Genomic DNA, 22,847 nt, shown 5'->3' with positions numbered 1-22,847 from the left:
CGCGCCGAACTCCGGGGCATGCGGACAGTACCCCCACGGGAGTCCGGTCAGCCCGGGAGAGGATCCCCCCATCCCCTCCTGGCCCGGCGCCCCCACAAAGGCGGCCGTCTGGTCCCTCCCCCCGGACCGGCGGCCGCCTTTTCGTGCCACCCTCTCCGTGGGCGGCAGCGCGGAAGGACTTGTGGGCTGGGCCACACGAACCCCGGCCGTCCGGGATCCCGGATGCGCGGTAGCCTGACCACCGATCTCTCTTGACGCCAAGAGATCGATCATTTGTACGTCCCACCAGGGGCAGGGACGCCCCACCGCCAGCTGTCATACGGAGAACGCCATGACCCGCACTCCCGTGAACGTCACCGTCACCGGCGCGGCCGGCCAGATCGGTTACGCCCTGCTCTTCCGCATCGCCTCCGGCCAGCTGCTCGGCGCGGACGTGCCGGTCAAGCTCCGCCTGCTGGAGATCACCCCGGCGCTCAAGGCCGCCGAGGGCACCGCCATGGAGCTCGACGACTGCGCCTTCCCGCTCCTTCAGGGCATCGACATCACGGACGACCCGAACGTCGCCTTCGACGGCGCCAACGTGGGCCTGCTCGTGGGCGCCCGCCCCCGCACCAAGGGCATGGAGCGCGGCGACCTGCTGGAGGCCAACGGCGGCATCTTCAAGCCGCAGGGCAAGGCCATCAACGACAACGCCGCGGACGACATCAAGGTCCTCGTCGTCGGCAACCCGGCCAACACCAACGCCCTCATCGCCCAGGCCGCCGCGCCGGACGTCCCGGCGGAGCGCTTCACCGCGATGACCCGCCTGGACCACAACCGCGCGCTGACCCAGCTGTCGAAGAAGACCGGCGTCCCGGTCTCCGAGATCCAGAGGCTCACGATCTGGGGCAACCACTCGGCGACCCAGTACCCGGACATCTTCCACGCCACCGTCGCCGGCAAGAACGCCGCGGAGGTCGTCAACGACGAGAAGTGGCTCGCCGAGGACTTCATCCCGACCGTCGCCAAGCGCGGCGCCGCCATCATCGAGGCCCGTGGCGCCTCGTCGGCCGCGTCCGCCGCCAACGCCGCCATCGACCACATCTACACCTGGGTCAACGGCACCGCCGAGGGCGACTGGGCCTCCATGGGCATCCCGTCCGACGGTTCCTACGGTGTGGCCGAGGGCCTCATCTCCTCCTTCCCCGTCACCGTCAAGGACGGCAAGTACGAGATCGTCCAGGGCCTGGAGATCAACGAGTTCTCCCGCGCCCGTATCGACGCCTCGGTCCAGGAGCTGGCGGAGGAGCGCGAGGCGGTCCGCGCGCTCGGCCTCATCTGAGCCGACGCCTTATAGCTTGTTCTCGCAGGCCCTGTCCCGGTTTCGACCAGGACGGGGCCTGTTCGGCGTGTACGCCGCTATCGTCGGTGCACGCATGTCGTGAGAACGTCGGCGGCCAGGGCCTGTCGTCACATTCCCGTCCGCCGCGCGACGCCATGCACGCCCTCTCGCCGCACCGGACGAGAGCACGGCCACGGTCCGTACGTGGTCGTCCGCCCGGCGCGTCGAGAGCACGCACCTGACGCCGCGCGGCCGCCCCTACGGGCGACGACGCGAAGGTGACGACAGGACCGAGGGGGGCAGCATGACGAGGTGGGATCCGCACCAAGGGCGCTGGGTGGACGACGATCCCGGGCACGGCGGCCCGTGGCCGCGTGTGGCCGTCGCCGTCGCCCTCGCGGCACTGCTCGGCGGCGGCATCGGATTCGGGGTGTGGACCCTGTCCCGGGACGACGACCCATCCCGGGCCGCCTCCGCGAGCAGTTCCCCGTCCACACCGCCGCCCTCCGCCTCGGCGGCGGGCCCGGAGGACGACGGGGACCCCGGCCCGGCCACACCGAAACAGTCGGACACGGACTCCGCCACGGGCGGCACCCCCGGCTATGTCCGTGCCGAAGACCCGGCCGGCTTCACCGTCGAGGTCCCCTCCGGCTGGAAACGCACCGCCAAGACGCCGACGGACAAGCCCACCGTCGTGACCTACGACTCCCCGGACGGCACCCGGATCCTCCAGCTCTTCCTGGTCAGTGAGGGGAGCCCCGCCGAGTCCATGGACCTGGCGGAGAACGCGAACTACGGCTTCGCCCGTCTCCCCGGCTATCGCGCCCTCGACCGCTCGGCGGCCGACGACGACAGCTACTCCGAAGTCGTCTACCGCTTCGACGGCGAGGGCGATCTGGGCCCCCGTCAGGTCATCGACCACCGCTTCCGCACAGCCGACGACAAGATCTACGGAGTCCGCCTCAGCGCCCCCGAGACGACCCCCCTCGACGAACTCCGCGAACCGGTCACCATGGTGACCACGTCCCTCTGCCCGACGGGCGAGACCTGCGTACGAGGCTGAGCACGCATCCTCGCCGCCGCCCGTGGCCCGGCGACGGACGGTTCCGGGCCGAGCGGGGTCCCTCGGCGGGCCTCGGCCGGGGCCGCCGTCGGGCCGTCGTCCGGCGCTGCCGGGCCCGGCGCGGAGCCCGCGACCGGGTCCGACTCCCCGAGCGCGGAGCGGGAGTTCATCCCGAGGCCGTGACCGAAGCAGTGACCGAGGCCGTGACCGAAGCAGTGACCGAAGCAGTGACCGAGGCCGTGACCGAAGTCGCGACCGAAGCCGGTCCCGGGTGGCCTCTTCGGCGATCCGATCACTAGTGTGAGCGCCGATAAAGCGCACATAAGACCGTGGCCGGTCACCGCGTACCGCATCGCGTACCGCATGGCGAACCGGCCGCGACACAACAGGGGCCACGGGCCCGACGGGGGAGCACACATGGGAGAGCAGCGCAGGCGACTGCGGTCCAGCACGGTCGTACTCGGGGGGATGGGTGTCGTCGCGGCGGCCCTGACCTCCTGCGGATCCGATCCGGACCGCCGTTGCGTGGACCGCGACAGCTACGACTACGCCAACGGCTACAAGATCATCGCGGACAGGAACTGCAACACGGGCTCCGGCTCGTCGTCCTACGGCAAGAACAGCAGGAGCAACAGCAGCGCCAACCGGAAGCAGGCCGGTTCGGCCGACGCCGCCTGGTACTACGACGCGGACGTCAGCGGCGGCCGGGCCGAGGACGGCACCTTCAGCCGCAGCGAGGCCGTCGACCGGGACGGCTTCGGCTGCTCGGGGGACGGCGACGGCTCCGGCTCCAGCGGCGGCTGACCCGGCGGACGGAACAGAACCATGGAACGCCGCACCATCGAACCCCGGCCGGGCTGGCAGGAGACCGTCGAGGAACAGGGGCTCATCTACCCGCTGACCCGCTACCCCGACGGCTCCCTGCGCCCGTACTGGGACGAGAGCGCCTACTACGTCTTCTCGCTCCCCGAGGTCGAGGCCCTGGAGGAGGTCGTCGAGGAACTGCACGCCATGTGCCTGGCGGCGGCCGCGCACATCGTCGAGCACGACCGCTTCGCCGACCTCGGCATCACCGATCCACGCCTCGCCGGCCTCGTCGCCGAGGCGTGGCGCCGCCGGGCCGAACTGCCCTCCGTGTACGGCCGCTTCGACCTCCGCCATGACGGGACCGGTCCCGCCAAGCTGCTGGAGTACAACGCCGACACGCCGACCTCGCTCGTCGAGGCGGCCGGACCCCAGTGGTTCTGGATGGAGGAACGCTTCCCGGGCGCCGACCAGTGGAACTCCCTCCACGAACGCCTCGTCGACGCCTGGAAGAAGCAGTCCCGCCTCCTCCCGCCGGGCAGCCCCCTGTACTTCGCGCACTCCGCCGGCGACGAACTGGGCGAGGACCTGATGACGGTCGCCTACCTGAAGGAGACCGCCGAACAGGCCGGCCTGGACACCGACTGGATCTCCATGGAGGACATCGGCTGGGACCGCCTCGCGGACCGCTTCGTCGACAAGAAGCTCCGCTTCATCCGCAGCATCTTCAAGCTCTACCCCTGGGAGTGGCTCACCACCGACCGTTTCGCCCCCCACGTCCTCGCCACCCTCGACAACGGCGGCGGCACCGGGACCACGATGTGGATCGAGCCCGCCTGGAAGATGCTCCTGAGCAACAAGGCCCTCCTCGCCGTCCTCTGGGAGCTGTATCCCGGCCATCCGAACCTCCTCCCCGCCTATCTCGACGGCCCCCGTGAACTGGCCGCCACCTCCGGCTACGTCGCCAAACCCCTCCTGGGCCGCGAGGGCGCCGGCGTCACCGTCCACGCGGCGGGCACCACCCCCGCCCTCCGCGAAGAGCCCTGCTGCTACCAGGAGTTGGCGCCCCTCCCGGACTTCGACGGCAACCATGTCGTCCTCGGCGCCTGGGTCGTCGAGGACGAGTCGGCGGGCCTCGGCATCCGCGAGTCCTCGGGACTGGTCACCGACGAGTACGCCCGTTTTCTGCCCCATGTGATCCTCTGACGTCCGCGTTCCCTTCTCCTCCCGCCGTCGTTCGTATGGTGGACGCCCGGGCCCGGGCGTCCACGGCGCCCGATAGGGTGACCAGTGGGCCGTGACTGGCGCGCTGGGATGGGACGGACCATCGGGGAGCGGCTCGGGAAAGATGAGTGCCGTGCGCCTGGGCCGTACCGTGAACGCTGAACGCAACGTCCGGAGGTCCCCATGTCAGCCGAGCCCCTCTCCCAAGAGTCCACCGCCTTCCGTGCCGCCCTCGACGTGATCCGCGCCGTCGAGCCGCGCGTGGCCGACGCCATCGGCCAGGAGGTCAGCGACCAGCGCGAGATGCTCAAGCTGATCGCCTCCGAGAACTACGCCTCCCCGGCCACCCTCCTGGCCATGGGCAACTGGTTCAGCGACAAGTACGCCGAGGGCACCGTCGGCCGCCGCTTCTACGCCGGCTGCCGCAACGTCGACACCGTCGAGTCCCTCGCCGCCGAGCACGCCAGGGAACTCTTCGGCGCCCGCCACGCCTACGTCCAGCCGCACTCCGGCATCGACGCCAACCTGGTCGCCTTCTGGTCCGTCCTCGCCGACCGTGTCGAGGCCCCCTTCCTGGAGAAGGCCGGCGCCCGCCAGGTCAACGACCTCTCCGAGGCCGACTGGGCCGAACTCCGCCAGGCCTTCGGCAACCAGCGCATGCTCGGTATGTCCCTGGACGCCGGCGGTCACCTCACCCACGGCTTCCGCCCCAACATCTCCGGCAAGATGTTCGATCAGCGCTCCTACGGCACCGACCCCGCCACGGGCCTCATCGACTACGAGGCCCTGCGCGCCACCGCCCGGGACTTCAAGCCGCTGATCATCGTCGCCGGCTACTCCGCCTACCCCCGTCTCGTGAACTTCCGGATCATGCGCGAGATCGCCGACGAGGTCGGCGCCACGCTGATGGTGGACATGGCGCACTTCGCGGGTCTCGTCGCCGGCAAGGTCCTCACCGGCGACTTCGACCCGGTCCCGCACGCCCAGATCGTCACCACGACCACCCACAAGTCGCTGCGCGGCCCCCGCGGCGGCATGGTCCTGTGCGACGACTCCCTCAAGGACCAGGTCGACCGCGGCTGCCCGATGGTCCTCGGCGGCCCCCTCCCGCACGTCATGGCCGCCAAGGCCGTCGCCCTCGCCGAGGCCCGGCAGCCCGCCTTCCAGGACTACGCCCAGCGCATCGTCGACAACTCCCGCGCTCTCGCCGAGGGCCTGACGCGCCGGGGCGCCACCCTGGTCACCGGCGGCACCGACAACCACCTCAACCTGATCGACGTCGCCACCTCCTACGGTCTCACCGGCCGCCAGGCCGAGGCCGCGCTGCTCGACTCCGGCATCGTCACCAACCGCAACGCCATCCCGGCCGACCCGAACGGCGCCTGGTACACCTCCGGCATCCGCATCGGCACGCCCGCGCTGACCACGCGTGGTCTGGGCACCGCCGAGATGGACGAGGTCGCCGGTCTCATCGACCGTGTCCTGACCACCACGGAGCCGGGCACCACCAAGTCGGGAGCCCCCTCCAAGGCCCAGCACGTCCTCGACGCGAAGGTCTCCGACGAGATCTCCCGCCGCGCCACCGACCTGGTCGCCGGCTTCCCGCTGTACCCGGAGATCGACCTCGGCTGACCCCCCGTTGGGGGACCGGTCAGGCGTCCAGCAGCTCCTGACGTCGCGGCGGTCCGGACCCGTGCCGGGCCGCCGCGCGGCGCAGCAGGAGAGTGGCGCCCCCGGAGCCGAGGACCAGCCCCAGGGCCAGAGCGGTCATCGCCCAGCGGGCCCGGTCGGCCGGAGCCGGTGCGTCCGCCGTGGCCCGCGTGCCGGTGACCGTCTCGCCGGGGCCGGCCCCGGCTCCGGTGAGCGCCTCGTCCGAGGGTGTGTCCTGCCCCGCGCCGCCCGAGGTCTCACCCAGGACCCCGAGCCCTCGCAGCAGCGCGCGCAGTTCCTCCGACTGCTTCGCCTTGTGCCAGACACCGTCGCCCGAGTCGGCGGTGTCCTCCCCCGTCTCCGTGTCCGTGTGGATCCAGACGTCCTTGGTGTCGGGTGCGGACAGGAACAGCCGGTCCACCCGCCAGGGCGTCACGTCATGGATCATCCACGTCACGGTGACCATGTCGCCCACCTTCTCTCCCCAGGTGTCCTCGGCTCCCCAGTCCGGCGCCTCCTCCCGGCTCCCGTCGAGTGCCGAGCCGGCCGGGGCGAGGAGCCGCTCCAGGAGGTCGTACCGCTTCTCCGTGCCGTACAGCGAAGCCGTCCGCTGACTGGTGGGTGAGGCCAGCAGCACGCTGGTCGGTCCGCCCGCCACCGAGGGCGGGGCCCCCAGCAGAAGCAGGGCCAGAGCGATCAGTAACGCGCCCGTCACCGCCGTCAGTCGTCGCAGTCCATGCATCCGACACCCCCGATCGATCCCGGTGCGGTCCGTCCGCACTCGCGGTGTCACTCCTGGTACACCGCTCGAAGCGCCGGGGTTCCCATCTCGGCAGGACCGATCAGTCCAACGACTCCGCGATCTCCCGCGCCCGGTCCTTCGACGCCACGCCCTCCAGCCGCAGCGTGTACGCGTCACGGTGGACCCACAGCAGGGTGGGCCCCGCCGTGCGCTCGGAGCGGGTGAAGCGGGAGCCGTCCTCGGAGGTCATCCAGAAGCGCAGGAGGTGCGGGTCCGGGAACCACAGGGCGTCGTACGCGCCCCCGTCCAGCCGGACCCACTCGACGGCCCGCTCACCCGCCACGGTCTTGCCGTACCCCGGTGCCAGCCGGGCCGCGTACTCGTCGAGCCGGACGGTGTGTCCCCGCTCCTCCCAGCAGAGACTGATCACGAAGCGGCCCTTCGGCGCACGGGTCACGGACACCGCGTCCGGGTCGCCCAGCGCACCCGGCACCAGCGGGGCGAACCCCGCCCGCCGCCCGGCCTCGGCGAGCGGGACCGGGTCGGGGCAGCCCGGCGGCCCCGCCCGCGGCGCGGGCGTCGCCGACGGGTCGTACCGCACCTCGACCCCGCCGAAGCCGAACCAGTCGCCCACCGCCGCCCGCACGGGAGGGGTGAGGACGAGCACCGTGAGCAGCCCGCACAGCGCGGCCGTCAGCGCGCGCCGGCGCGCCCGTGCCCACCGGCGCACCGCCCGCAGCCGCTCTCCGGCGCCCGGCGGCTCGGCCACCGGTGTCGGCACCTGCTCGGCGAGTATCTGCCGCAGCACCCGCTCGACCATGGTCTCGTCCCCGTCGGCCCCCGGCCGGTCCAGCGCCCTGCCGAGTGCCCGCAACTCCTCGGGAAGCCGGACATCACGCCTCTCACCCTCCGTGCCACCGCCCCCACGCTCCCGCTCCCGGTCCTCGCTCCCGGACGGCCGGTCCGGCTCACTCACGTCCCTCACCCCCTCCCGCCTTTCCCAGGGCCTCGCCCGGCTCGAACTCCGGCAGCAGACGGCCCAGCCTGCGCAGCGCCCGGCTCAGACGGGACTTCACCGTGCCCCTGGGCCAGCCGAGGGCCGCCGCCGTCTCCGGCTCGTCCATCTCCAGCAGATAGCGGTAGGTGACGACCAGCCGGTGTTCCTCGCTCAGCTTCTCCAGGGCGCCCAGCAGCGCCACGCGGCGCTCTATCGCCAGCGCGGCGACCGCCGGATCGGCCGAAGCCGGTATCAGCGGCTCGGCCTCGGCGAACGTCGCCTCGCGGTCGGCCAGGGACCGCTGGCGCCCCGCTGTCCGCACTGTGTTCCTCGTCTCATTGGCCACGATCGACAGCAGCCACGGCCGGAACGCGGAGCCGTCCCGGAAGCGGCCCAGTGAGCAGTACGCCTTGAAGAAGGCCTGCTGCACCACGTCCTCCGCGTCCGCACCGGCGCCGAGGGCCCGGGCCGCCCGCAGCGCGATGCCCGTGTGGGCGCGCACCAGCTCCGCATACGCCTCCGGCTCCCCGGCGCGTACGCGTGCGATCACCGCGGCCTCATCGACGATGCGGCCCCCCTCCCGCGTTCTCACATCATGGGTACACCGCCCGATCCGGATCGGTTCCCACCCGTGTCACATCTGTTTCCGGTCGGTTCCGGAACGCCCCCCGACACCTGAGAGAATGGTGGACATGGCCTCTGACCGACCCCGCGTGCTCTCCGGCATCCAGCCCACCGCCGGCTCGTTCCACCTCGGCAACTACCTCGGCGCCGTCCGCCAGTGGGTGGCCCTGCAGGAGTCCCACGACGCGTTCTACATGGTCGTCGATCTGCACGCGATCACCATCGCCCAGGATCCCGCGGACCTGCGCGCCAACACCCGGCTCGCCGCCGCGCAGCTGCTCGCAGCCGGCCTCGACCCGGAGCGCTGCACCCTCTTCGTCCAGAGCCACGTGCCCGAGCACGCCCAGCTCGCCTGGGTCATGAACTGCCTGACCGGCTTCGGTGAGGCCTCCCGCATGACCCAGTTCAAGGACAAGTCCGCCAAGCAGGGCGCCGACCGCGCGAGCGTCGGCCTCTTCACGTACCCGATCCTCCAGGTCGCGGACATCCTGCTGTACCAGGCGAACGAGGTGCCGGTCGGCGAGGACCAGCGCCAGCACATCGAACTCACCCGCGACCTCGCCGAGCGGTTCAACGGCCGCTTCGGCGAGACCTTCACGATCCCGAAGCCGTACATCCTGAAGGAGACGGCCAAGATCTACGACCTTCAGGACCCCGCGATCAAGATGAGCAAGTCGGCGTCGACCCCCAAGGGGTTGATCAACCTGCTCGACGACCCGAAGGCCACCGCCAAGAAGGTCAAGAGCGCCGTCACCGACACCGACACGGTGATCCGCTTCGACCTCACCGAGAAGCCGGGCGTCAGCAACCTGCTCACCATCTACTCGACCCTCACCGGGGCGGGTATCGCGGAACTGGAGCAGAGGTACGCAGGAAAGGGCTACGGTGCGCTCAAGACGGACCTCGCCGAGGTCATGGTCGAGTTCGTGACGCCCTTCCGGGAGCGCACCCAGCAGTATCTGGACGACCCGGAGACGCTCGACTCGATCCTGGCCAAGGGAGCCGAGAAGGCGCGCGCGGTCGCCGCGGAGACACTCGCCCAGGCGTACGACAAGGTCGGCTTCCTGCCCGCCAAGCACTGAGCCGTACCACCTCGGCCCCCGAGCGCCGACCGCACCACCCGTCGCACCACCGACAGCGCCGCACATCACTCCCGCTGCGCCTGCCCGGAACACCGCCGTGGCCGTACAGTCGATAGCCGGTGCGACGGAGTGCGCCCCGCAGGAACACGACAACCCGCATGACACGACGACAGGAGACGACGTGGGGACCGTAACGATCGGTGTGTCGATCGCGGTCCCGGAGCCCCACGGCAGCCAGCTCCAGCAGCTGCGCGCGGGCTTCGGCGACGCCGCGGCTCACGGCATCCCCACTCATGTCACGCTGCTGCCGCCGACCGAGGTCGAGGCCGGCGGGCTGCCGGCGATCGAGACGCATCTCACCGAGGTCGCGGCGGCCGGCCGGCCCTTCCCCATGCGGCTGTCCGGCACGGGTACGTTCCGGCCGCTGTCACCCGTCGTGTTCGTGCGGATCGTCGAGGGAGCCGAAGCCTGCACCTGGCTGCAGAAGCAGGTCCGGGACGCCTCGGGGCCGGTGGCACGCGAGCTGAACTTCCCGTACCACCCGCACGTCACCGTGGCGCACGGCATCGCCGAGGAGGCGATGGACCGGGCGTTCGAGGAGCTCGCCGGGTACGAGGCGCAGTGGCCCTGCACCGGCTTCGCACTCTACGAACAGGGCTCCGACGGGGTCTGGCGCAAGCTGCGGGAGTTCGCGTTCGGTGGGTCCGTCGTGCCGCCGCAGGCGGGGGCGCCGGTGGGCGACACGGTGACGCTGCCGCTCCGAGGACAGGGCGCCCCGTAGCCCGGGAGCCCGGGTTCGTCGGCGGGCGCGGGCGGGTGGGGATTGTCCGCGCCGTTCCCCGCACCCCGTGAAGGGCGCCTCCCGGCGCCGGGCCAAGAAGCGCGGCTCCACCAGCTCCTACAGCGGCAGGCGGCGGAACACCGCCCTCGGCACGTGCCTCAGAGCCGCCATCACCAGACGCAGCGAACCCGGGACCCACACCGTTTCCGAGCGCCGGCGCAGGCCGAGTTCGATGGCGGCGGCGACCGCCTCCGGGGTCGTCGCGAGGGGAGACTCCGGGCGGCCCGCCGTCATCCTCGTGCGGACGAAGCCGGGGCGCACGAGCATGACGTGGGCGCCGGTGCCGTGCAGGGCGTCGCCGAGGCCCTGGGTGAAGGTGTCCAGGCCGGCCTTGCTGGAGCCGTAGATGAAGTTGGAGCGGCGGGCGCGCTCGGCGGCGACGGACGACAGGACGACCAGGGAGCCGTGGCCCTGCGCCTGGAGCGCCCGCCCGCACACCAGTGCGGACGAGACGGCGCCCGTGTAGTTGGTCTGGGCGACACGCGCGGCGGCCACCGGGTCGCGTTCGTCGTTGGCCTGGTCGCCGAGCACGCCGAAGGCGAGGAGGACCATGTCGATGTCGCCCTCGGCGAAGACCTTGCCGAGGACCGCCTCGTGGGACTCGGGGTCGAGCGCGTCGAAGGTGACGGTGTGCGTCCGCGCGCCGAGTCCGCGCAGGTGGGCGGCCGCGTTCTCCAGGTCCTGGGAGGGGCGTCCCGCCAGCCACACCGTGCGGGTGCGGCGGGCGATCAGCCGGCGTGCCGTGGCGAGCGCGATGTCCGACGTGCCGCCGAGGATCAGCAGGGACTGGGGGGTGCCGAAGGCGTCCTTCATGACAGCTCCTGGGTGTGTGGGGGGACAGGGGATTCCACGGCGTCCTCGGCGCTCACAGGCCCAGGCGGCGGGCCAGATCCGAGACGAAGACCCCGCCCGGGTCCAACTCCCGGCGCAGCGCGCGGAATTCGGGCAGCCGGGGGTACATGGCGGCCAGCAGTTCAGGACGCAGCCGGGCGTCCTTGGCCAGGTAGACACGGCCGTCGGCGGCCGCGACGTCCTCGTCGAGCGTGTCCAGGAAGGTGCCGAGGCCGGGCAGGCCCGCCGGGATGTCCAGGGCGAGGGTCCAGCCGGGCATCGGGAAGGACAGCCAGCCGGGGTCGCCCTCGCCGAACCGCTTCAGCACGGCGAGGAAGGAGGAGCAGCGGCGCGCGGAGATCCGGTGCACGATCCGGCGCAGCTCCTCCTCGTGGCCGTGTCCGACGACGAACTGGTACTGCACGAAGCCGGACCTGCCGTAGATCCGGTTCCAGTGCGGGACCCCGTCGAGGGGGTGGAAGAAGGTGGAGACGCGCTGGAGTTCGCCGGTGCGGGAGTGCGGGGCACGGCGGTACCAGAGTTCGTTGAAGAGGCTCACCGCCGTACGGCCGAGGAGTCCGTCCGGAACATGGGCGGGGGCCGCCGGGAGCCGGCGGGGCCGGAATTCCAGCGGTCCGGGGGACGCGTCCCGCCGGAGGGCGCCCCGGCCGGGGAGGAGCCCGGTACGCGCGCGCGTGGACGACAGCCGCCCCGCACGCGCGCGCGTGGACGACGGTCCCGGCTGCTCCAGCGCTTCCAGGGGCGCGTGGTCGCCGCGGGTGAGGACCGCGCGCCCTGTGGAGGCGCCCCTGGCGAGCAGGTCGATCCAGGCGACGGAGTAGCGGTGGTGGTGGTCGCCGGCCGTCAGCCGGGAGAGGAGGTCGTCGAGGTCGCGGGCGCGTTCGGTGTCGACGGACATCCAGGACGTCTCGACGGGCAGGAGCCGTACGGTCGCGGTGAGGATGACGCCCGTCAGGCCCATGCCGCCGGCCGTGGCGTCGAAGAGGGGGGTGCCGGGGACGGCCGTGCGGATCTCACCGTCCGCCGTCAGCAGTTCCAGGGACAGGACGTGCCGGGCGAACGACCCCGAGACGTGGTGGTTCTTGCCGTGGATGTCGGCCGCGACGGCACCGCCGACGGTCACCTGACGGGTCCCGGGGGTCACCGGGACGAACCAGCCCAGGGGGAGCAGCACCTCCATCAGCCGGTGCAGCGAGACGCCCGCGTCGCACAGGACCGTGCCGCCGTCCGCGTCGACGGCGTGGACCCGGTCGAGTCCGGTCATGTCGAGGACGGTCCCGCCCGCGTTCTGCGCCGCGTCCCCGTACGCCCGCCCCAGCCCCCGGGCGATCCCCCCGCGCGCCCCGCACGCCCGTACGGCGGCCGCGGCCTCGTCGTACGTACGCGGGCGGACCAGACGGGCGACGGTCGGGGCGGTGCGGCCCCAGCCGGTGACGGGGACGGTGCGGCCGGGGCTGGGCGGCGGGGGAGCCGGAGGGGCCCCGGCGGCGTCGGCTGGCATGCCCGCGACCGTATCGCCGTGTACGCGGAGGAACCGGGCGCGTCGGCCCGGCCGCTCTGCCGCCTCACCGAAACGGGTGATTAATGGGATGTCGTTCTAGATTGCCGGAGCTCCGGGACGGCCACCTAGAAGAGTGGTATCGCATGGATGAAGTTGACGTCGTCGACGGCGTGCGCGGCCTGGACCGGCGGTTGCTCTCCGGGCTGCACGCCCGGGGCGCGGACCCGCGTGTCGCGGCCGCCGCGCGCGGACTGTCCCGGGCCGGGGAACACGGCCTGCTCTGGCTCGCGGGCGGGCTGGCGGGCGCCGCCGTCGACCGGGAGCGGCGCGGTGTGTGGCTGCGCGGCACGGCACTGACCGCCGGGGCGCACCTGGCCAGCATGGGGGTCAAGAGAGTCGTACGACGGCCCCGCCCCGCTCGGGTCCGGCCCCTGGTCCGCACGGCCGGACGGCACTCCTTCCCCAGCTCGCACGCCAGTTCGGCGGCAGCGGCGGTCGCCGTCGTCGCGCACGGGGCCCCGGGGGCCCGTCTCGTGCTGGCCGCCGCGGCCCCGCTCGCCGCCGCGATGTGCCTCTCCCGGCTGGTGGCCGGTGTGCACTACCCGTCGGACGTGGCGGCGGGCGTGGCCCTCGGGGCGCTCACCGCGCGGCTCGGCGCACGCTGGGTGGTGCACGGCCGTGGCTGAGCGCACTGTGCTCCTGGAGCGGCGGACGCCCCCGGGGCGGCTGCCTCCGAAGGCGGGTCTCGCCCTCGGTCTCCTGCGCACGGCCCGCCCCCGCCAGTGGATCAAGAACATCCTGGTCGTCGCGGCGCCCGCGGCCGCCGGGGAACTGTTCACCCCGCGCGCGCTCACCCGGCTCCCGCTCGTCTTCGTCCTCTTCACGGCCTGTGCCGCCGCCGTGTACCTGGTCAACGACGCCCGGGACGCCGAGGCCGACCGCGCGCACCCGGTCAAGCGTCACCGCCCGGTCGCCGCCGGACAGGTGCCCGTACCGGTCGCGTACGGCGTCGGCGGCGCCCTGGCCGTCCTCGCCCCCCTGGCCGCCGCATGGCTCTGCTCGCCGTACACCTGCGCACTGCTGACCGCGTACCTCGTCCTCCAACTGGCCTACTGCCTCAGCCTCAAGCACGTCCTGGTCGTCGATCTGGCCGTCGTCACCACCGGGTTCCTGATGCGGGCGATGGCCGGCGGGCCGGCCCTGGGCATCCCGCTGTCGCGCTGGTTCCTGATCACCACCGGGTTCGGCGCGCTGTTCATGGTCGCCGCCAAGCGCTACTCGGAGGCCGTGCAGATGGCCGACCGGCCGGGCGCCACCCGGGCCCTGCTCACCGAGTACACGGCCGGATACCTGCGCTTCGTCTGGCAGTTGGCCGCCGGGGTCGCCGTGCTCGGCTACTGCCTGTGGGCCATGGAGGAGGGCGGCGTCCCGTCCGCCGGTGTACTGCCCTGGCGTCAGCTGTCCATGGTCGCCTTCGTCCTGGCCGTCCTGCGCTACGCCGTCTTCGCCGACCGGGGCACGGCGGGCGAGCCCGAGGACGTCGTCCTGCACGACCGCGCCCTCTCCGTCATCGCGGCGGTGTGGCTCACCATGTACGGGCTGGCGGTGGCGGACTGGTGACGCGACCGTCCCCGCCCCTGCCCCCGCGCCGGGGGCAGTGACGGCCGGAACGGCTGGGCGGGCCGGTACGGGGGTACCCGGCATCGGTCGGCGACGAGTGGGGCAGAGTTCGGATCATGGACTGGCTGAAAAAGCTTCCCGGGGTCGGCCCCCTGGCGGAGCGTCTGATGACCACGCACGCGTGGCGGTCGTACGAGCGGCTGGACCGGGTGAAGTGGACCCGGCTGGCCGCCGCGATGACCTTCATCAGCTTCCTGGCGCTGTTCCCCCTCCTGACCGTGGTCGCCTCCATCGCCGCGGCGACCCTCGGCAAGGACAGGCAGCAGGACCTGGAGGACCGGCTCGCCGAGCAGGTGCCCGGCATCTCCGACCAGCTCGACATCGGCGGCCTCGTCGAGAACGCCGGCACGGTCGGGGTCATCGCCGGCGCGCTGCTGCTGTTCACCGGCATCGGCTGGGTCGGTGAGATGCGCGGCTGTCTGCGCGCGGTCTGGGAGAAGCCGGACCCCGACGAGAACCCCGTCCTCGCCAAGACCAAGGACACGGGGGTCCTGGTCGGGCTCGGCGGCGCGGTCCTCGTCTCCCTGGCCGCTTCCACCGCCGCCTCCTGGGCAGTCGGGCGGTTCGCCGACCAGCTCGGCATCGACCGCGACGGCTGGGGCGGCATCCTCCTGCGCGTCGCCGCGTTCGCCGTCGCCGTCCTCGCCGACTTCCTGCTCCTCCTCTACGTCCTCACCCTGCTCCCCGGCGTCCACCCGCCCCGCCGCCGCCTCGTCGTGGCCGCCCTCATAGGAGCCGTGGGCTTCGAACTCCTGAAGCTGCTGCTCAGCGGCTATATGCAGGGCATCGCCTCGAAGAGCATGTACGGCGCCTTCGGCGTCCCCATCGCCCTGCTCCTCTGGATCAACTTCACCACCAAGCTCCTGCTGTACTGCGCGGCCTGGACGGCGGAGAGCAGCGAGGAGGCGGCGGCGCCGGCCGACTGAGAGTCGGGGGCGGGGGCCGGGGGGGCGTAGGAGCGTGGGGCGCGCGGATGCGCTGCTGCCGGACGCGAAGGAGCCTGATGCGCCGGAGCCGGATGTGCCAGAGCCGGCGCGTGGCTCTCCCGCGCCAGCCCCCAGCGCACCCGCGCTCCCCGCATCGGGCAGCAGGCAGCAGGCAGCAGGGAGCAGGGAGCAGGGAGCAGGGAGCAGGCAGCGGGGCGTGCGACCGCGCCCCGCCCGCTCTACTTCCGTCCCCGCAGAGGCCACTTCCGGTTCACCAGGAACACCGCACCGGCCAGCAGCACCAGCACACCGCCCATGATCCCGAGCGCGACCCCGATGCCGCCGCCCCCGCCGGAGGCACTCGCCGCCACGGACTTGCCGCCCGCCCCGCCCGAGACGGACGCCGACGCCGTGGCCCCCGGCTGGGAACTCGGCGGGGTGTCCCCACCGGAGGTCTCGGCGCTCTTGGGTGCCACCAACTCCCCCACCGGTGTCACCTTGCCCGCCGCCTTGAACCCCCAGTCGAGCAGGCTGGCGGTCTCCTTGTAGACCTGGTTGTGCTCGTTCTTCTCCGGGTGCATGACGGTGACGAGGAGAACCCGGCCGTCCCGCTCGGCGACCCCGGTGAACGTGGCACCCGCGTTGGTGGTGTTGCCGTTCTTCACACCCGCGATGCCCTGGTAGGAGTCGAGACCGTTGTCCCCGGTGAGCAGCCGGTTGGTGTTCTGGATCTCGAAGGAGGACCGGCTCTTCTTGCCGTTCTTGCCCTTCTTCGTCTCGCCCGGGAACTTCGCCCGCACGGTGGAGCAGTACTCCCGGAAGTCCTTCTTCTGCAGCCCCGACCTGGCGAACAGGGTCAGGTCGTACGCCGACGAGACCTGCCCCTTGGCGTCGTAGCCGTCAGGACTGACGGCGTGCGTGTCGAGGGCCTGGAGCTCCTCGGCGTGCTCGTTCATGTCGGCGACGGTCTGCTTCACACCGCCGTTCATCGCCGACAGGACATGGACCGCGTCATTGCCGGAGCGAAGGAAGACACCGAGCCACAGATCGTGGACGGTGTACTTCTCGTCCTCCTTTATGCCGACCATGCTGGAGCCCGCGCCGATGCCCGCGAGGTCGGCGGAGACCACCTTGTGCTCGTCGTCCTTGTTGAACTTCGGCAGCAGCGTGTCCGCGAACAGCATCTTCAGCGTGCTCGCGGGCGCCAGCCGCCAGTGCGCGTTGTGCGCGGCCAGCACGTCGCCCGACTCGGCGTCCGCGACGATCCAGGAACGGGCGCTGATGTCCTTGGGCAGCACAGGCGCGTCGCTGCCGAGGGCCGCCTGGGTGCCCGGCCTGCCCAACTGCTCGCCGCCGACGGTCGACATGGCCGCCGGGGGAGTCGCGGACGGCGAGGCGCTCGAACTCGGGGACGGCTTCGCCGCGAAGGCCGGGGCGGCCGTCAGTGTCAGCGAGGCGAGGGAGAGGGACAGCAGGGTGGCTGAGGTGACCAGCAGGGGGCGCCTGGCGGTCTTCTGGGAGGCGGGCACGATCGAGAAAGTACATGGCTCCGACCGGTAAATCCCACCGCAGCGCGCCGTGGCTCGCTCACTCCGGCTCGCGCCCCCGCTCGCACCCCGGCGCGAAGACCCTGCGGTCGGCGGCGATACTGAACGCATGAAGCTCAGCCGCCCCCTCTCCTGGTTCCTGCTCGCCTTCGGGGTGTGGAGCTGGGTCATCTGGATCACTTTCATCAAAAACCTGTGGAAGGACGGCAGCGGGCTCGCGTTCGACGACGCGGGCGATCCGACGGCGTACTTCTGGGTGCATCTGACGCTCGCCGTCGTCTCCTTTGCTCTTGGGACGGCCATCGGGGTCATCGGGTTGCGTGGAGTGCGCGCCCTTCGCCGGACCGCGTGACCGGGAGTACGACGTGATGATCATTGTCTTCGTCCTCGTCGCCCTGCTGGTGCTGAGCGCGTTCGGGGCTCTGCACTGGTACGCCTGGCGGCGCCTGGTGCGCGACACGACCCGGGGGCCGGGCCTCGCCAGACGGGTGGGCACGGCGGTGTTCGTCGTCGGACCGGTGCTGATGTTCGCGGGGTTCGCGGCCGAGCGTGCCCACGCCCCCTTCTGGCTGCAGCGGACGCTGACCTGGCCGGGCTTCATGTGGCTCGCCCTCTCCCTGTACCTGCTGCTGGCCCTGCTGGCGGGGGAGCTGGTACGGCCCCTGGTGAGTCGTCTGGTGGCGCGGCGCGCCCCGGTGCCCGCGCGGCGGCCCGAGCCGGCGGAGCTCGAGCCCGAGCCCCAGCCGGTGCCGGCGGGGGCGCAGCCCACGGAGGCCACGGAGCCCGCGACCGCGCACGCCACCACCACCGCGACCGCCGCGCCCACGAACAACGCGCACGCCACGACCGCCGCGGCCACGCCCGCCACCGCCGAGCCCGGGCAGCCGGCCCCGCCCTCCGCGACGGAGCCCCCGCCCGCCGCCCCGGCCGATCCGTCCCGCCGCCTCTTCGTCTCCCGGGTCGTGGGCGGGGCCGTCGCCGCCGCGGCCGTCGGCACGGTCGGCTACGGCACCTACGGGGTCGTGCGCGGCCCCAAGCTCAAGCGGGTCACCGTGCCGCTGGCGAAACTGCCGCGCGCGGCCCACGGGTTCCGGATCGCGGTGGTCAGCGACATCCACCTCTCGCCGATGCTGGGCCGGGGCTTCGCGCAGAAGGTCGTCGACACGATCAACTCGACGCAGCCCGACCTGATCGCGGTGGTCGGCGACCTGGTCGACGGTGACGTGGCCGACCTCGGCCCGGCCGCGGCGCCGCTCGCCGGACTGAAGGCACGGCACGGCAGCTACTTCGTCACGGGCAACCACGAGTACATCTCCGGGGCCGGACAGTGGGTCGAGGAGGTGCGCCGGCTGGGTCTCACCCCGCTGGAGAACGCCCGCCGCGAGCTGCCGTACCTCGATCTCGCCGGGGTGAACGACATCGCGGGCGAGGACGAGGGCCAGGGCCCGGACTTCGCCAAGGCGCTCGGCGACCGGGACACCTCGCGAGCCGTCGTGCTCATGGCGCACCAGCCCGTCCAGATCCACGACGCCGTCGACCACGGGGTCGACCTCCAGCTCTCCGGTCACACGCACGGGGGCCAGCTGTGGCCGATGACGTACGTCGCCCAGGCGGCCAACCCCACCCTCGCCGGCCTGGAGCGCTACGGCGACACCCAGCTCTACGTGAGCCGGGGCGCGGGTGCGTGGGGGCCGCCTGTACGGGTCGGGGCGCCGTCGGACATCACGGTGGTGCAATTGGCGTCGAAGCAGGCGTGACGGGGCGTCAGGAGCCTTTCCGTACCTGTTCGGAAGGCTTTTCGGCACGCGTGGATGATGCGCTTACCGAGTTCTTTCTCAACTCAACAAAACCTGTCTTCCGTCAACACAGCCGACTGTGGTTAGGTGATCCGCGCCACCGCGAAACCACTGTGCGCAGTGGGCCGGGTGGGTTCTTGGGAGGGGCGCCGGATGCGGTCGGTTCGCTTACGGATTCTCGCGTCGCTGCTGGTGCTGGCGGTCGCGGCGATCGGCGGCTGGCAGCTGCTGCCGGCCCGGCTGGACGAGAGCAGGGCGATCACGGTCGGCACGACCGACACGGTCACCTCGCTCGACCCGGCCGGCGCCTACGACGTCGGCTCCTGGGCCATGTACAGCAGCGTGTTCCAGTCGCTGCTGACCTTCGAGCCGGGCGGCGCCGTACCGGTGCCGGACGCCGCGCGGAGCTGCGCCTTCGTCGGCAACGCCCTCCTGGTCTACCGCTGCACCCTGCGCCCGGACCTGAAGTTCCCCAGCGGCCGTGAGGTCACCGGCAAGGACGTCAAGTACTCCTTCGACCGGGTCAAGCGCATCAACGCGGAGGTCGGCCCGGCCACACTGCTCGACACCCTGCAGTCGGTCACCGCGAACGGGCTGACCGTCGACTTCCGCCTCTCCTCGCCGGACGCCACCTTCCCGTTCAAGGTGGCCACCGGCGCCGGGTCGATCGTCGACCGCACCAAGTACCCGACGAACAGGCTGCGCACGGAAGCCGGCGTCGACGGCACCGGCCCCTTCTCCCTGGTCTCGATCAGCGCCGACCAGGCCCACCTCACCCCCAACCGCGCCTACCGGGGCGTAGCCCGGACCACCGGCAGCCCCGTCCTCATGCGCTACTACCGGGACTCGGCCGCACTGCAGAAGGCGTGGAAGGCACGACGGGTCGACGTCGTCACCCGCACGCTGCCGTCGCAGACGCTCGCCGCGCTGTCCCCCAGCGATCCCGACCAGCGGGTCACCGAGGCCGACAGCACCGAGACCCGCAACCTCGTGCTCGACGTGCGGGCCGACTCACCCCTGCACGACCGCCGGGTGCGGCAGGCGATGGCCGCGCTGATCAACCGCGAGAAGCTGGTGGCCGACGTCTACCAGGGCACCACCGACCCGCTCTACTCGCTCATCCCGGCCGGCATCACGGGCCACACCACCTCGTTCTTCGACGCCAACCCCCAGCCCGACCCGCAACGGGCCCGCCGCCTCCTCGACGAGGCGGGCGTCAGCATGCCGGTGCGCTTCACCTACGGCTACGCCGAGGGCCGGGGCTCGGCCGCCGCCGAGGCCGCCGAACTGAAGGAGCAGCTGGAGGCGAGCGGGCTGTTCTACGTGACGACCAAGGCGTACGAGTGGACCGACTTCCAGAAGCGGTACGCCGAGGGCAAGCTGGACGCGTACGGGGTGGGCTGGGTCGCCGACTATCCCGACCCCGACACCTTCGGCGGGCCGCTCGTCGGCACCGGCAACTCACTGAGCAACGGGTACGGCAGCGAACAGGCCGACCGCCTCATCAAGGACAGTCAGCGCTACGCGGACCGCAGCCGGGCCGCGGGCGACTTCAAGGAACTGCAGGAGATCGTGGCCCAGGACGTACCGATGATCCCGCTGTGGCAGCGCAAGGAGTACGTGCTCAGCAGCGAGGACGTCGGCGGGGCGCAGTATCTGTCGGACGGGACCGGGGTGTTCCGGCTGTGGCGGCTGGAATGGATATGACAGACGCCGTGTGACAGGTGACGTGAACTCGTGGGCCGGGAGCGCACGGGAGTGACACGGCGCACCCGCCCCGCGCATCTTCTGTGTCGGGGGCGGGTTCGGGGTGAGGAGCGAACGTGCTGAGACGCCACTCTTTCCGGCTGCCCCGCCATCCCGCGTCCGTGGGCCTCGTCCGGCGACGCGTGAGGGAACACCTGGCCGACTGGGGGCACGGGGAAGACTCCCCGGACCTGGACGACATCGTGCTCGTCGCCTCCGAGCTCGCCAGCAACGTCGTACGCCATGGTCCCCTGCTGGAGCGGGAGTTCGAGGTCGCGTTGACCGCGCTGGCGGACGGGTCCTGCTTCATCGAGGTGTCGGACGAGGGGACGACCGTGCCCCGGCTCAAGGAGGTCGGGGAGTGGGAGGAGACGGGGCGGGGGCTGAGGCTGGTGGATCACATCGCGGCGGCGTGGGGGGTGTGGAGCCGGGGACGGCACGGGAAGACCGTCTGGGCGTTGGTGGGTTGACCGTGCCGTTCCCGTGACCCCCCTCGGGCGCGACGGCGTGACCGTCGCTTTCAAGCCATCGCCGATCACCGATCACCGATCGCTGACCGCGGGTTGCCGATCACCGATCTCTGACCGTTGGTTGCGGTCGCCAGCCGCCAGCCGCCAGCCGCCAGCCGCCAGTCGCCAGCCGTCGGTCGTCGGGCCGTCGGTCGCCGTACGCCCCTGACCGCAGCCCTCCTCCGTCAGGCCGTGATCAGTCCTTCCGCCCTGCCGCCCCTGGATCCGGCGGCACCTTCGTCATGCCCGGCAGGAAGTCCGTGAACAGCTCATGGACCTCGCGGACCAGGGGGCGCAGCGCGCGGAACCGGGCGAGGGAGACGCCCCGGGTCGTCAGTCGGGCGCCGCGCTCGGCGAGCCGGTAGCTGCGGGCGCGCCCCTCGCTCCGGTCGAAGACCCAGTACAGGACGAGCCCCATGAGGGAGAGCCACATCAGCTCCGGCAGGATCTCCCGGAGTTCGTCCGGGACCTTGGCCCTGGACCCGGCGAGCACCTCGCGGTGGATGGCGATGGACTCCTCGCGCGGCCCCTCCGACTCGGGGGAGAACGGGCTGAGCGGGCTCTGCGGGTCGGCCGCGTTCTTGAAGAACTGCGCCGCGAACTCGTGGTACGGCTCCGCCACGTCCAGCCACGCCGTGAGCACCCCGGCGATCCGCGCCTCCAGATCCTTCTCCCGCTCCAGCACGGGCCGCACCGCCACCAGGTGCTCGGCGCCGATCCGGTCGTAGAACCCCTGGATCAGGTGCTCCTTGCCGGCGAAGTAGTAGTAGGCGTTCCCGACGGAGACCCCGGCCTCCTTCGCGATGGCCCGCATCGTCGTCTTGTCGTACCCGCGCTCCTGGAAGAGCCGCAGCGCGGTCTCCAGGATCAGCGCGCGGGTCTGCTCGGACTTGGCGGAGCCCTTGGGGCCGGGTTGCTCCGTGCCGTCCCTGGGGCCGCCGGGCTCCGCGTCGAGCTGGTCGGCAGGGGGCTCTGGGCTGGGGCTGTCGTTCGCTGCGGGCACGGGCAGAGCCTAACGAGTCGGGCAGGTACCGGTGTCGCAGTCACCGGGAGGCCGGTACACCCACCCGTACCGCCGGTCGTACGCCCATCCTTTCAGCTCGGCCCCGCCGCTCCCGCAGCCCGAGCCGGGCTGCCGGTGCGCGCCCCGCCACTTCGCGGCGGCGAGGACGGCGGTGCGCGCGAGCCGCGCCCCCGCCGGGGTGCTCAGCCGGTGCGAGAGCGGCCGGTGTTCGCGCAGCGCCCACAGACACACGATCCAGGCGGCGGACCCCCGGTACACCTGCCCGCCGTCCCCCACGATCGTGATCTCCTCCAGCGTCGCCCCGTGGTCGAGCGCCGGGAACAGCCGCCGCGCCTCCTGCGAACCCGCTGCCACGAACGTCAGCGGAACCAACTGCCGCTGCCTGCCCAGCCATTCCCGCAGGAAGGCGCACAGCCCGCACCCGGCGTCGTACAGCACGGTGAGCCCGCGGACCGGGACGCGCTCGGCGCCCCGGTCCACGGCGGCCGGCCCGGCCGCGGCGCTCACGCGTGCCCTGTCGGAGCGGCCCAGCCCTGCGGCGCGACCGGGGGCACCTGCTCCTGCTCCATGACGCCCCGCCGCCGGAACCTGTTCAGCACGAACACGTTCCCCAGGTGCAGCGCCCCGAGCACGAGCAGCACCACGCCGAGCTTCGCCGAGACTGCCTCGAACACCTCGCGCGGGCTGGTGATGGCGCCGTCTGCGTTCAGATACAGCGCCACGAAGCCCAGGTTCACGAGATAGAACCCGACCACCAGCAGGTGGTTCACCGCGTCCGCGAGCTTCTCGTTCCCCCGCAGTACGTCCGAGAGAAAGATCCGCCCGTTCTTGCTCAACGTCCGTGCGACCCACACCGTCAGCCCCACGCTGACCAGCGAATAGACGGCATACGCGACGACCGTGAGATCCATGTCCCCA

23 protein-coding genes and 1 riboswitch are annotated in these 22,847 nt (G+C 72.1%); of the genes, 14 read left to right on the top strand and 9 right to left on the bottom strand.

What is annotated here, in order from left to right:
• Positions 1-331 precede the first annotated feature (331 nt).
• The 5 genes from ACZ6BB_RS12215 (at position 332) to ACZ6BB_RS12195 (ending at position 6,044) form a co-directional block, all read left to right on the top strand.
• On the top strand, positions 332-1,321 hold the full coding sequence (locus tag ACZ6BB_RS12215; RefSeq protein ID WP_275456477.1) for a malate dehydrogenase: 990 nt from the start codon (positions 332-334) through the stop codon (positions 1,319-1,321).
• A 304-nt stretch (positions 1,322-1,625) separates the two neighbouring features.
• Positions 1,626-2,384: a hypothetical protein gene (locus tag ACZ6BB_RS12210; protein WP_471615164.1), complete on the top strand. Its 759-nt coding sequence runs from the start codon at positions 1,626-1,628 to the stop codon at positions 2,382-2,384.
• A 417-nt stretch (positions 2,385-2,801) separates the two neighbouring features.
• Positions 2,802-3,188 (top strand): hypothetical protein, encoded by a 387-nt coding sequence (locus ACZ6BB_RS12205; protein ID WP_471615163.1) that lies wholly within the window; start codon positions 2,802-2,804, stop codon positions 3,186-3,188.
• Positions 3,189-3,209: 21 nt separating this feature from the next.
• Entirely contained in the window at positions 3,210-4,394 is a 1,185-nt protein-coding gene (locus ACZ6BB_RS12200; RefSeq protein WP_471615162.1) for a glutathionylspermidine synthase family protein, read from the top strand.
• An 81-nt stretch (positions 4,395-4,475) separates the two neighbouring features.
• Positions 4,476-4,564: riboswitch (ZMP/ZTP riboswitch) on the top strand.
• Between the two features lie 31 nt (positions 4,565-4,595).
• Positions 4,596-6,044, top strand: a complete 1,449-nt coding sequence (locus ACZ6BB_RS12195; protein ID WP_471615161.1) for a glycine hydroxymethyltransferase — start codon at positions 4,596-4,598, stop codon at positions 6,042-6,044.
• 19 nt (positions 6,045-6,063) lie between these two features.
• Here the strand turns inward: ACZ6BB_RS12195 and ACZ6BB_RS12190 are convergent, their stop codons facing one another.
• From ACZ6BB_RS12190 to ACZ6BB_RS12180, 3 genes are all read right to left on the bottom strand, one after another.
• The gene (locus tag ACZ6BB_RS12190) at positions 6,064-6,804 is read right to left on the bottom strand and encodes a hypothetical protein (protein ID WP_471615160.1); all 741 of its coding nucleotides are present in this window, start codon (positions 6,802-6,804) and stop codon (positions 6,064-6,066) included.
• A gap of 100 nt (positions 6,805-6,904) precedes the next feature.
• Positions 6,905-7,780, bottom strand: coding sequence for a hypothetical protein (locus ACZ6BB_RS12185; protein WP_471615159.1), 876 nt, complete (start codon positions 7,778-7,780; stop codon positions 6,905-6,907).
• Positions 7,773-8,393 carry an RNA polymerase sigma factor gene (locus tag ACZ6BB_RS12180; protein WP_471615158.1) on the bottom strand — a complete coding sequence of 207 codons (621 nt, stop codon included), beginning with the start codon at positions 8,391-8,393 and terminating at the stop codon, positions 7,773-7,775. The genes ACZ6BB_RS12185 and ACZ6BB_RS12180 overlap by 8 nt, the downstream gene beginning before the upstream one ends.
• A 100-nt stretch (positions 8,394-8,493) precedes the next feature.
• On the opposite strand from ACZ6BB_RS12180, the gene trpS reads away from it, so the two are divergent.
• The gene (gene trpS / locus ACZ6BB_RS12175) at positions 8,494-9,507 is read left to right on the top strand and encodes a tryptophan--tRNA ligase (RefSeq protein WP_471615157.1); all 1,014 of its coding nucleotides are present in this window, start codon (positions 8,494-8,496) and stop codon (positions 9,505-9,507) included.
• Between the two features lie 181 nt (positions 9,508-9,688).
• The gene (locus ACZ6BB_RS12170; RefSeq protein WP_471615156.1) at positions 9,689-10,288 is read left to right on the top strand and encodes a 2'-5' RNA ligase family protein; all 600 of its coding nucleotides are present in this window, start codon (positions 9,689-9,691) and stop codon (positions 10,286-10,288) included.
• A gap of 117 nt (positions 10,289-10,405) precedes the next feature.
• Here ACZ6BB_RS12170 and ACZ6BB_RS12165 read toward each other — a convergent pair whose 3' ends face one another.
• Both ACZ6BB_RS12165 and ACZ6BB_RS12160 read right to left on the bottom strand, forming a co-directional pair.
• Complete coding sequence (locus tag ACZ6BB_RS12165; protein WP_471615155.1) at positions 10,406-11,161, bottom strand: decaprenylphospho-beta-D-erythro-pentofuranosid-2-ulose 2-reductase; 756 nt, start codon at positions 11,159-11,161, stop codon at positions 10,406-10,408.
• Positions 11,162-11,213: 52 nt separating this feature from the next.
• Positions 11,214-12,701 (bottom strand): FAD-binding protein, encoded by a 1,488-nt coding sequence (locus ACZ6BB_RS12160; protein WP_471615154.1) that lies wholly within the window; start codon positions 12,699-12,701, stop codon positions 11,214-11,216.
• A gap of 143 nt (positions 12,702-12,844) precedes the next feature.
• On the opposite strand from ACZ6BB_RS12160, the gene ACZ6BB_RS12155 reads away from it, so the two are divergent.
• From ACZ6BB_RS12155 to ACZ6BB_RS12145, 3 genes are all read left to right on the top strand, one after another.
• Entirely contained in the window at positions 12,845-13,387 is a 543-nt protein-coding gene (locus ACZ6BB_RS12155; protein ID WP_471615153.1) for a phosphatase PAP2 family protein, read from the top strand.
• Positions 13,380-14,321, top strand: coding sequence for a decaprenyl-phosphate phosphoribosyltransferase (locus ACZ6BB_RS12150; protein ID WP_471615152.1), 942 nt, complete (start codon positions 13,380-13,382; stop codon positions 14,319-14,321). The genes ACZ6BB_RS12155 and ACZ6BB_RS12150 overlap by 8 nt, the downstream gene beginning before the upstream one ends.
• A 116-nt stretch (positions 14,322-14,437) precedes the next feature.
• Positions 14,438-15,307, top strand: coding sequence for a YihY/virulence factor BrkB family protein (locus tag ACZ6BB_RS12145; RefSeq protein WP_471615151.1), 870 nt, complete (start codon positions 14,438-14,440; stop codon positions 15,305-15,307).
• 239 nt (positions 15,308-15,546) lie between these two features.
• Here the strand turns inward: ACZ6BB_RS12145 and ACZ6BB_RS12140 are convergent, their stop codons facing one another.
• Positions 15,547-16,836 (bottom strand): D-alanyl-D-alanine carboxypeptidase family protein, encoded by a 1,290-nt coding sequence (locus tag ACZ6BB_RS12140; protein ID WP_471615150.1) that lies wholly within the window; start codon positions 16,834-16,836, stop codon positions 15,547-15,549.
• A gap of 127 nt (positions 16,837-16,963) precedes the next feature.
• On the opposite strand from ACZ6BB_RS12140, the gene ACZ6BB_RS12135 reads away from it, so the two are divergent.
• The 4 genes from ACZ6BB_RS12135 to ACZ6BB_RS12120 all read left to right on the top strand — a co-directional run bounded on the left by ACZ6BB_RS12135 (position 16,964) and on the right by ACZ6BB_RS12120 (position 20,866).
• On the top strand, positions 16,964-17,206 hold the full coding sequence (locus tag ACZ6BB_RS12135) for an SCO4848 family membrane protein (RefSeq protein WP_013001293.1): 243 nt from the start codon (positions 16,964-16,966) through the stop codon (positions 17,204-17,206).
• A 16-nt stretch (positions 17,207-17,222) separates the two neighbouring features.
• Positions 17,223-18,611, top strand: coding sequence for a metallophosphoesterase (locus tag ACZ6BB_RS12130; RefSeq protein WP_471615149.1), 1,389 nt, complete (start codon positions 17,223-17,225; stop codon positions 18,609-18,611).
• Positions 18,612-18,803: 192 nt separating this feature from the next.
• A complete protein-coding gene (locus ACZ6BB_RS12125) occupies positions 18,804-20,357 on the top strand; it encodes an ABC transporter substrate-binding protein (RefSeq protein ID WP_471615148.1) in 1,554 nt (517 codons plus the stop codon).
• A gap of 116 nt (positions 20,358-20,473) precedes the next feature.
• On the top strand, positions 20,474-20,866 hold the full coding sequence (locus tag ACZ6BB_RS12120) for an ATP-binding protein (protein ID WP_471615147.1): 393 nt from the start codon (positions 20,474-20,476) through the stop codon (positions 20,864-20,866).
• A 235-nt stretch (positions 20,867-21,101) separates the two neighbouring features.
• Here the strand turns inward: ACZ6BB_RS12120 and ACZ6BB_RS12115 are convergent, their stop codons facing one another.
• From ACZ6BB_RS12115 to ACZ6BB_RS12105, 3 genes are read right to left on the bottom strand one after another with little or no spacing between them, the layout of a single operon-like run.
• The gene (locus ACZ6BB_RS12115) at positions 21,102-21,908 is read right to left on the bottom strand and encodes a TetR family transcriptional regulator (protein WP_471615146.1); all 807 of its coding nucleotides are present in this window, start codon (positions 21,906-21,908) and stop codon (positions 21,102-21,104) included.
• A 9-nt stretch (positions 21,909-21,917) separates the two neighbouring features.
• Positions 21,918-22,436, bottom strand: coding sequence for a thiol-disulfide oxidoreductase DCC family protein (locus tag ACZ6BB_RS12110; protein ID WP_471615145.1), 519 nt, complete (start codon positions 22,434-22,436; stop codon positions 21,918-21,920).
• Positions 22,433-22,840, bottom strand: a complete 408-nt coding sequence (locus ACZ6BB_RS12105) for a hypothetical protein (RefSeq protein WP_471615144.1) — start codon at positions 22,838-22,840, stop codon at positions 22,433-22,435. The genes ACZ6BB_RS12110 and ACZ6BB_RS12105 overlap by 4 nt, the downstream gene beginning before the upstream one ends.
• Positions 22,841-22,847: the final 7 nt, after the last annotated feature.

It is taken from the genome of Streptomyces sp. NPDC041108, assembly GCF_055592645.1.
The sequence above is the reverse complement of the archived record's forward strand: the minus strand, read 5'-3'. Positions and strand labels throughout refer to the sequence as shown.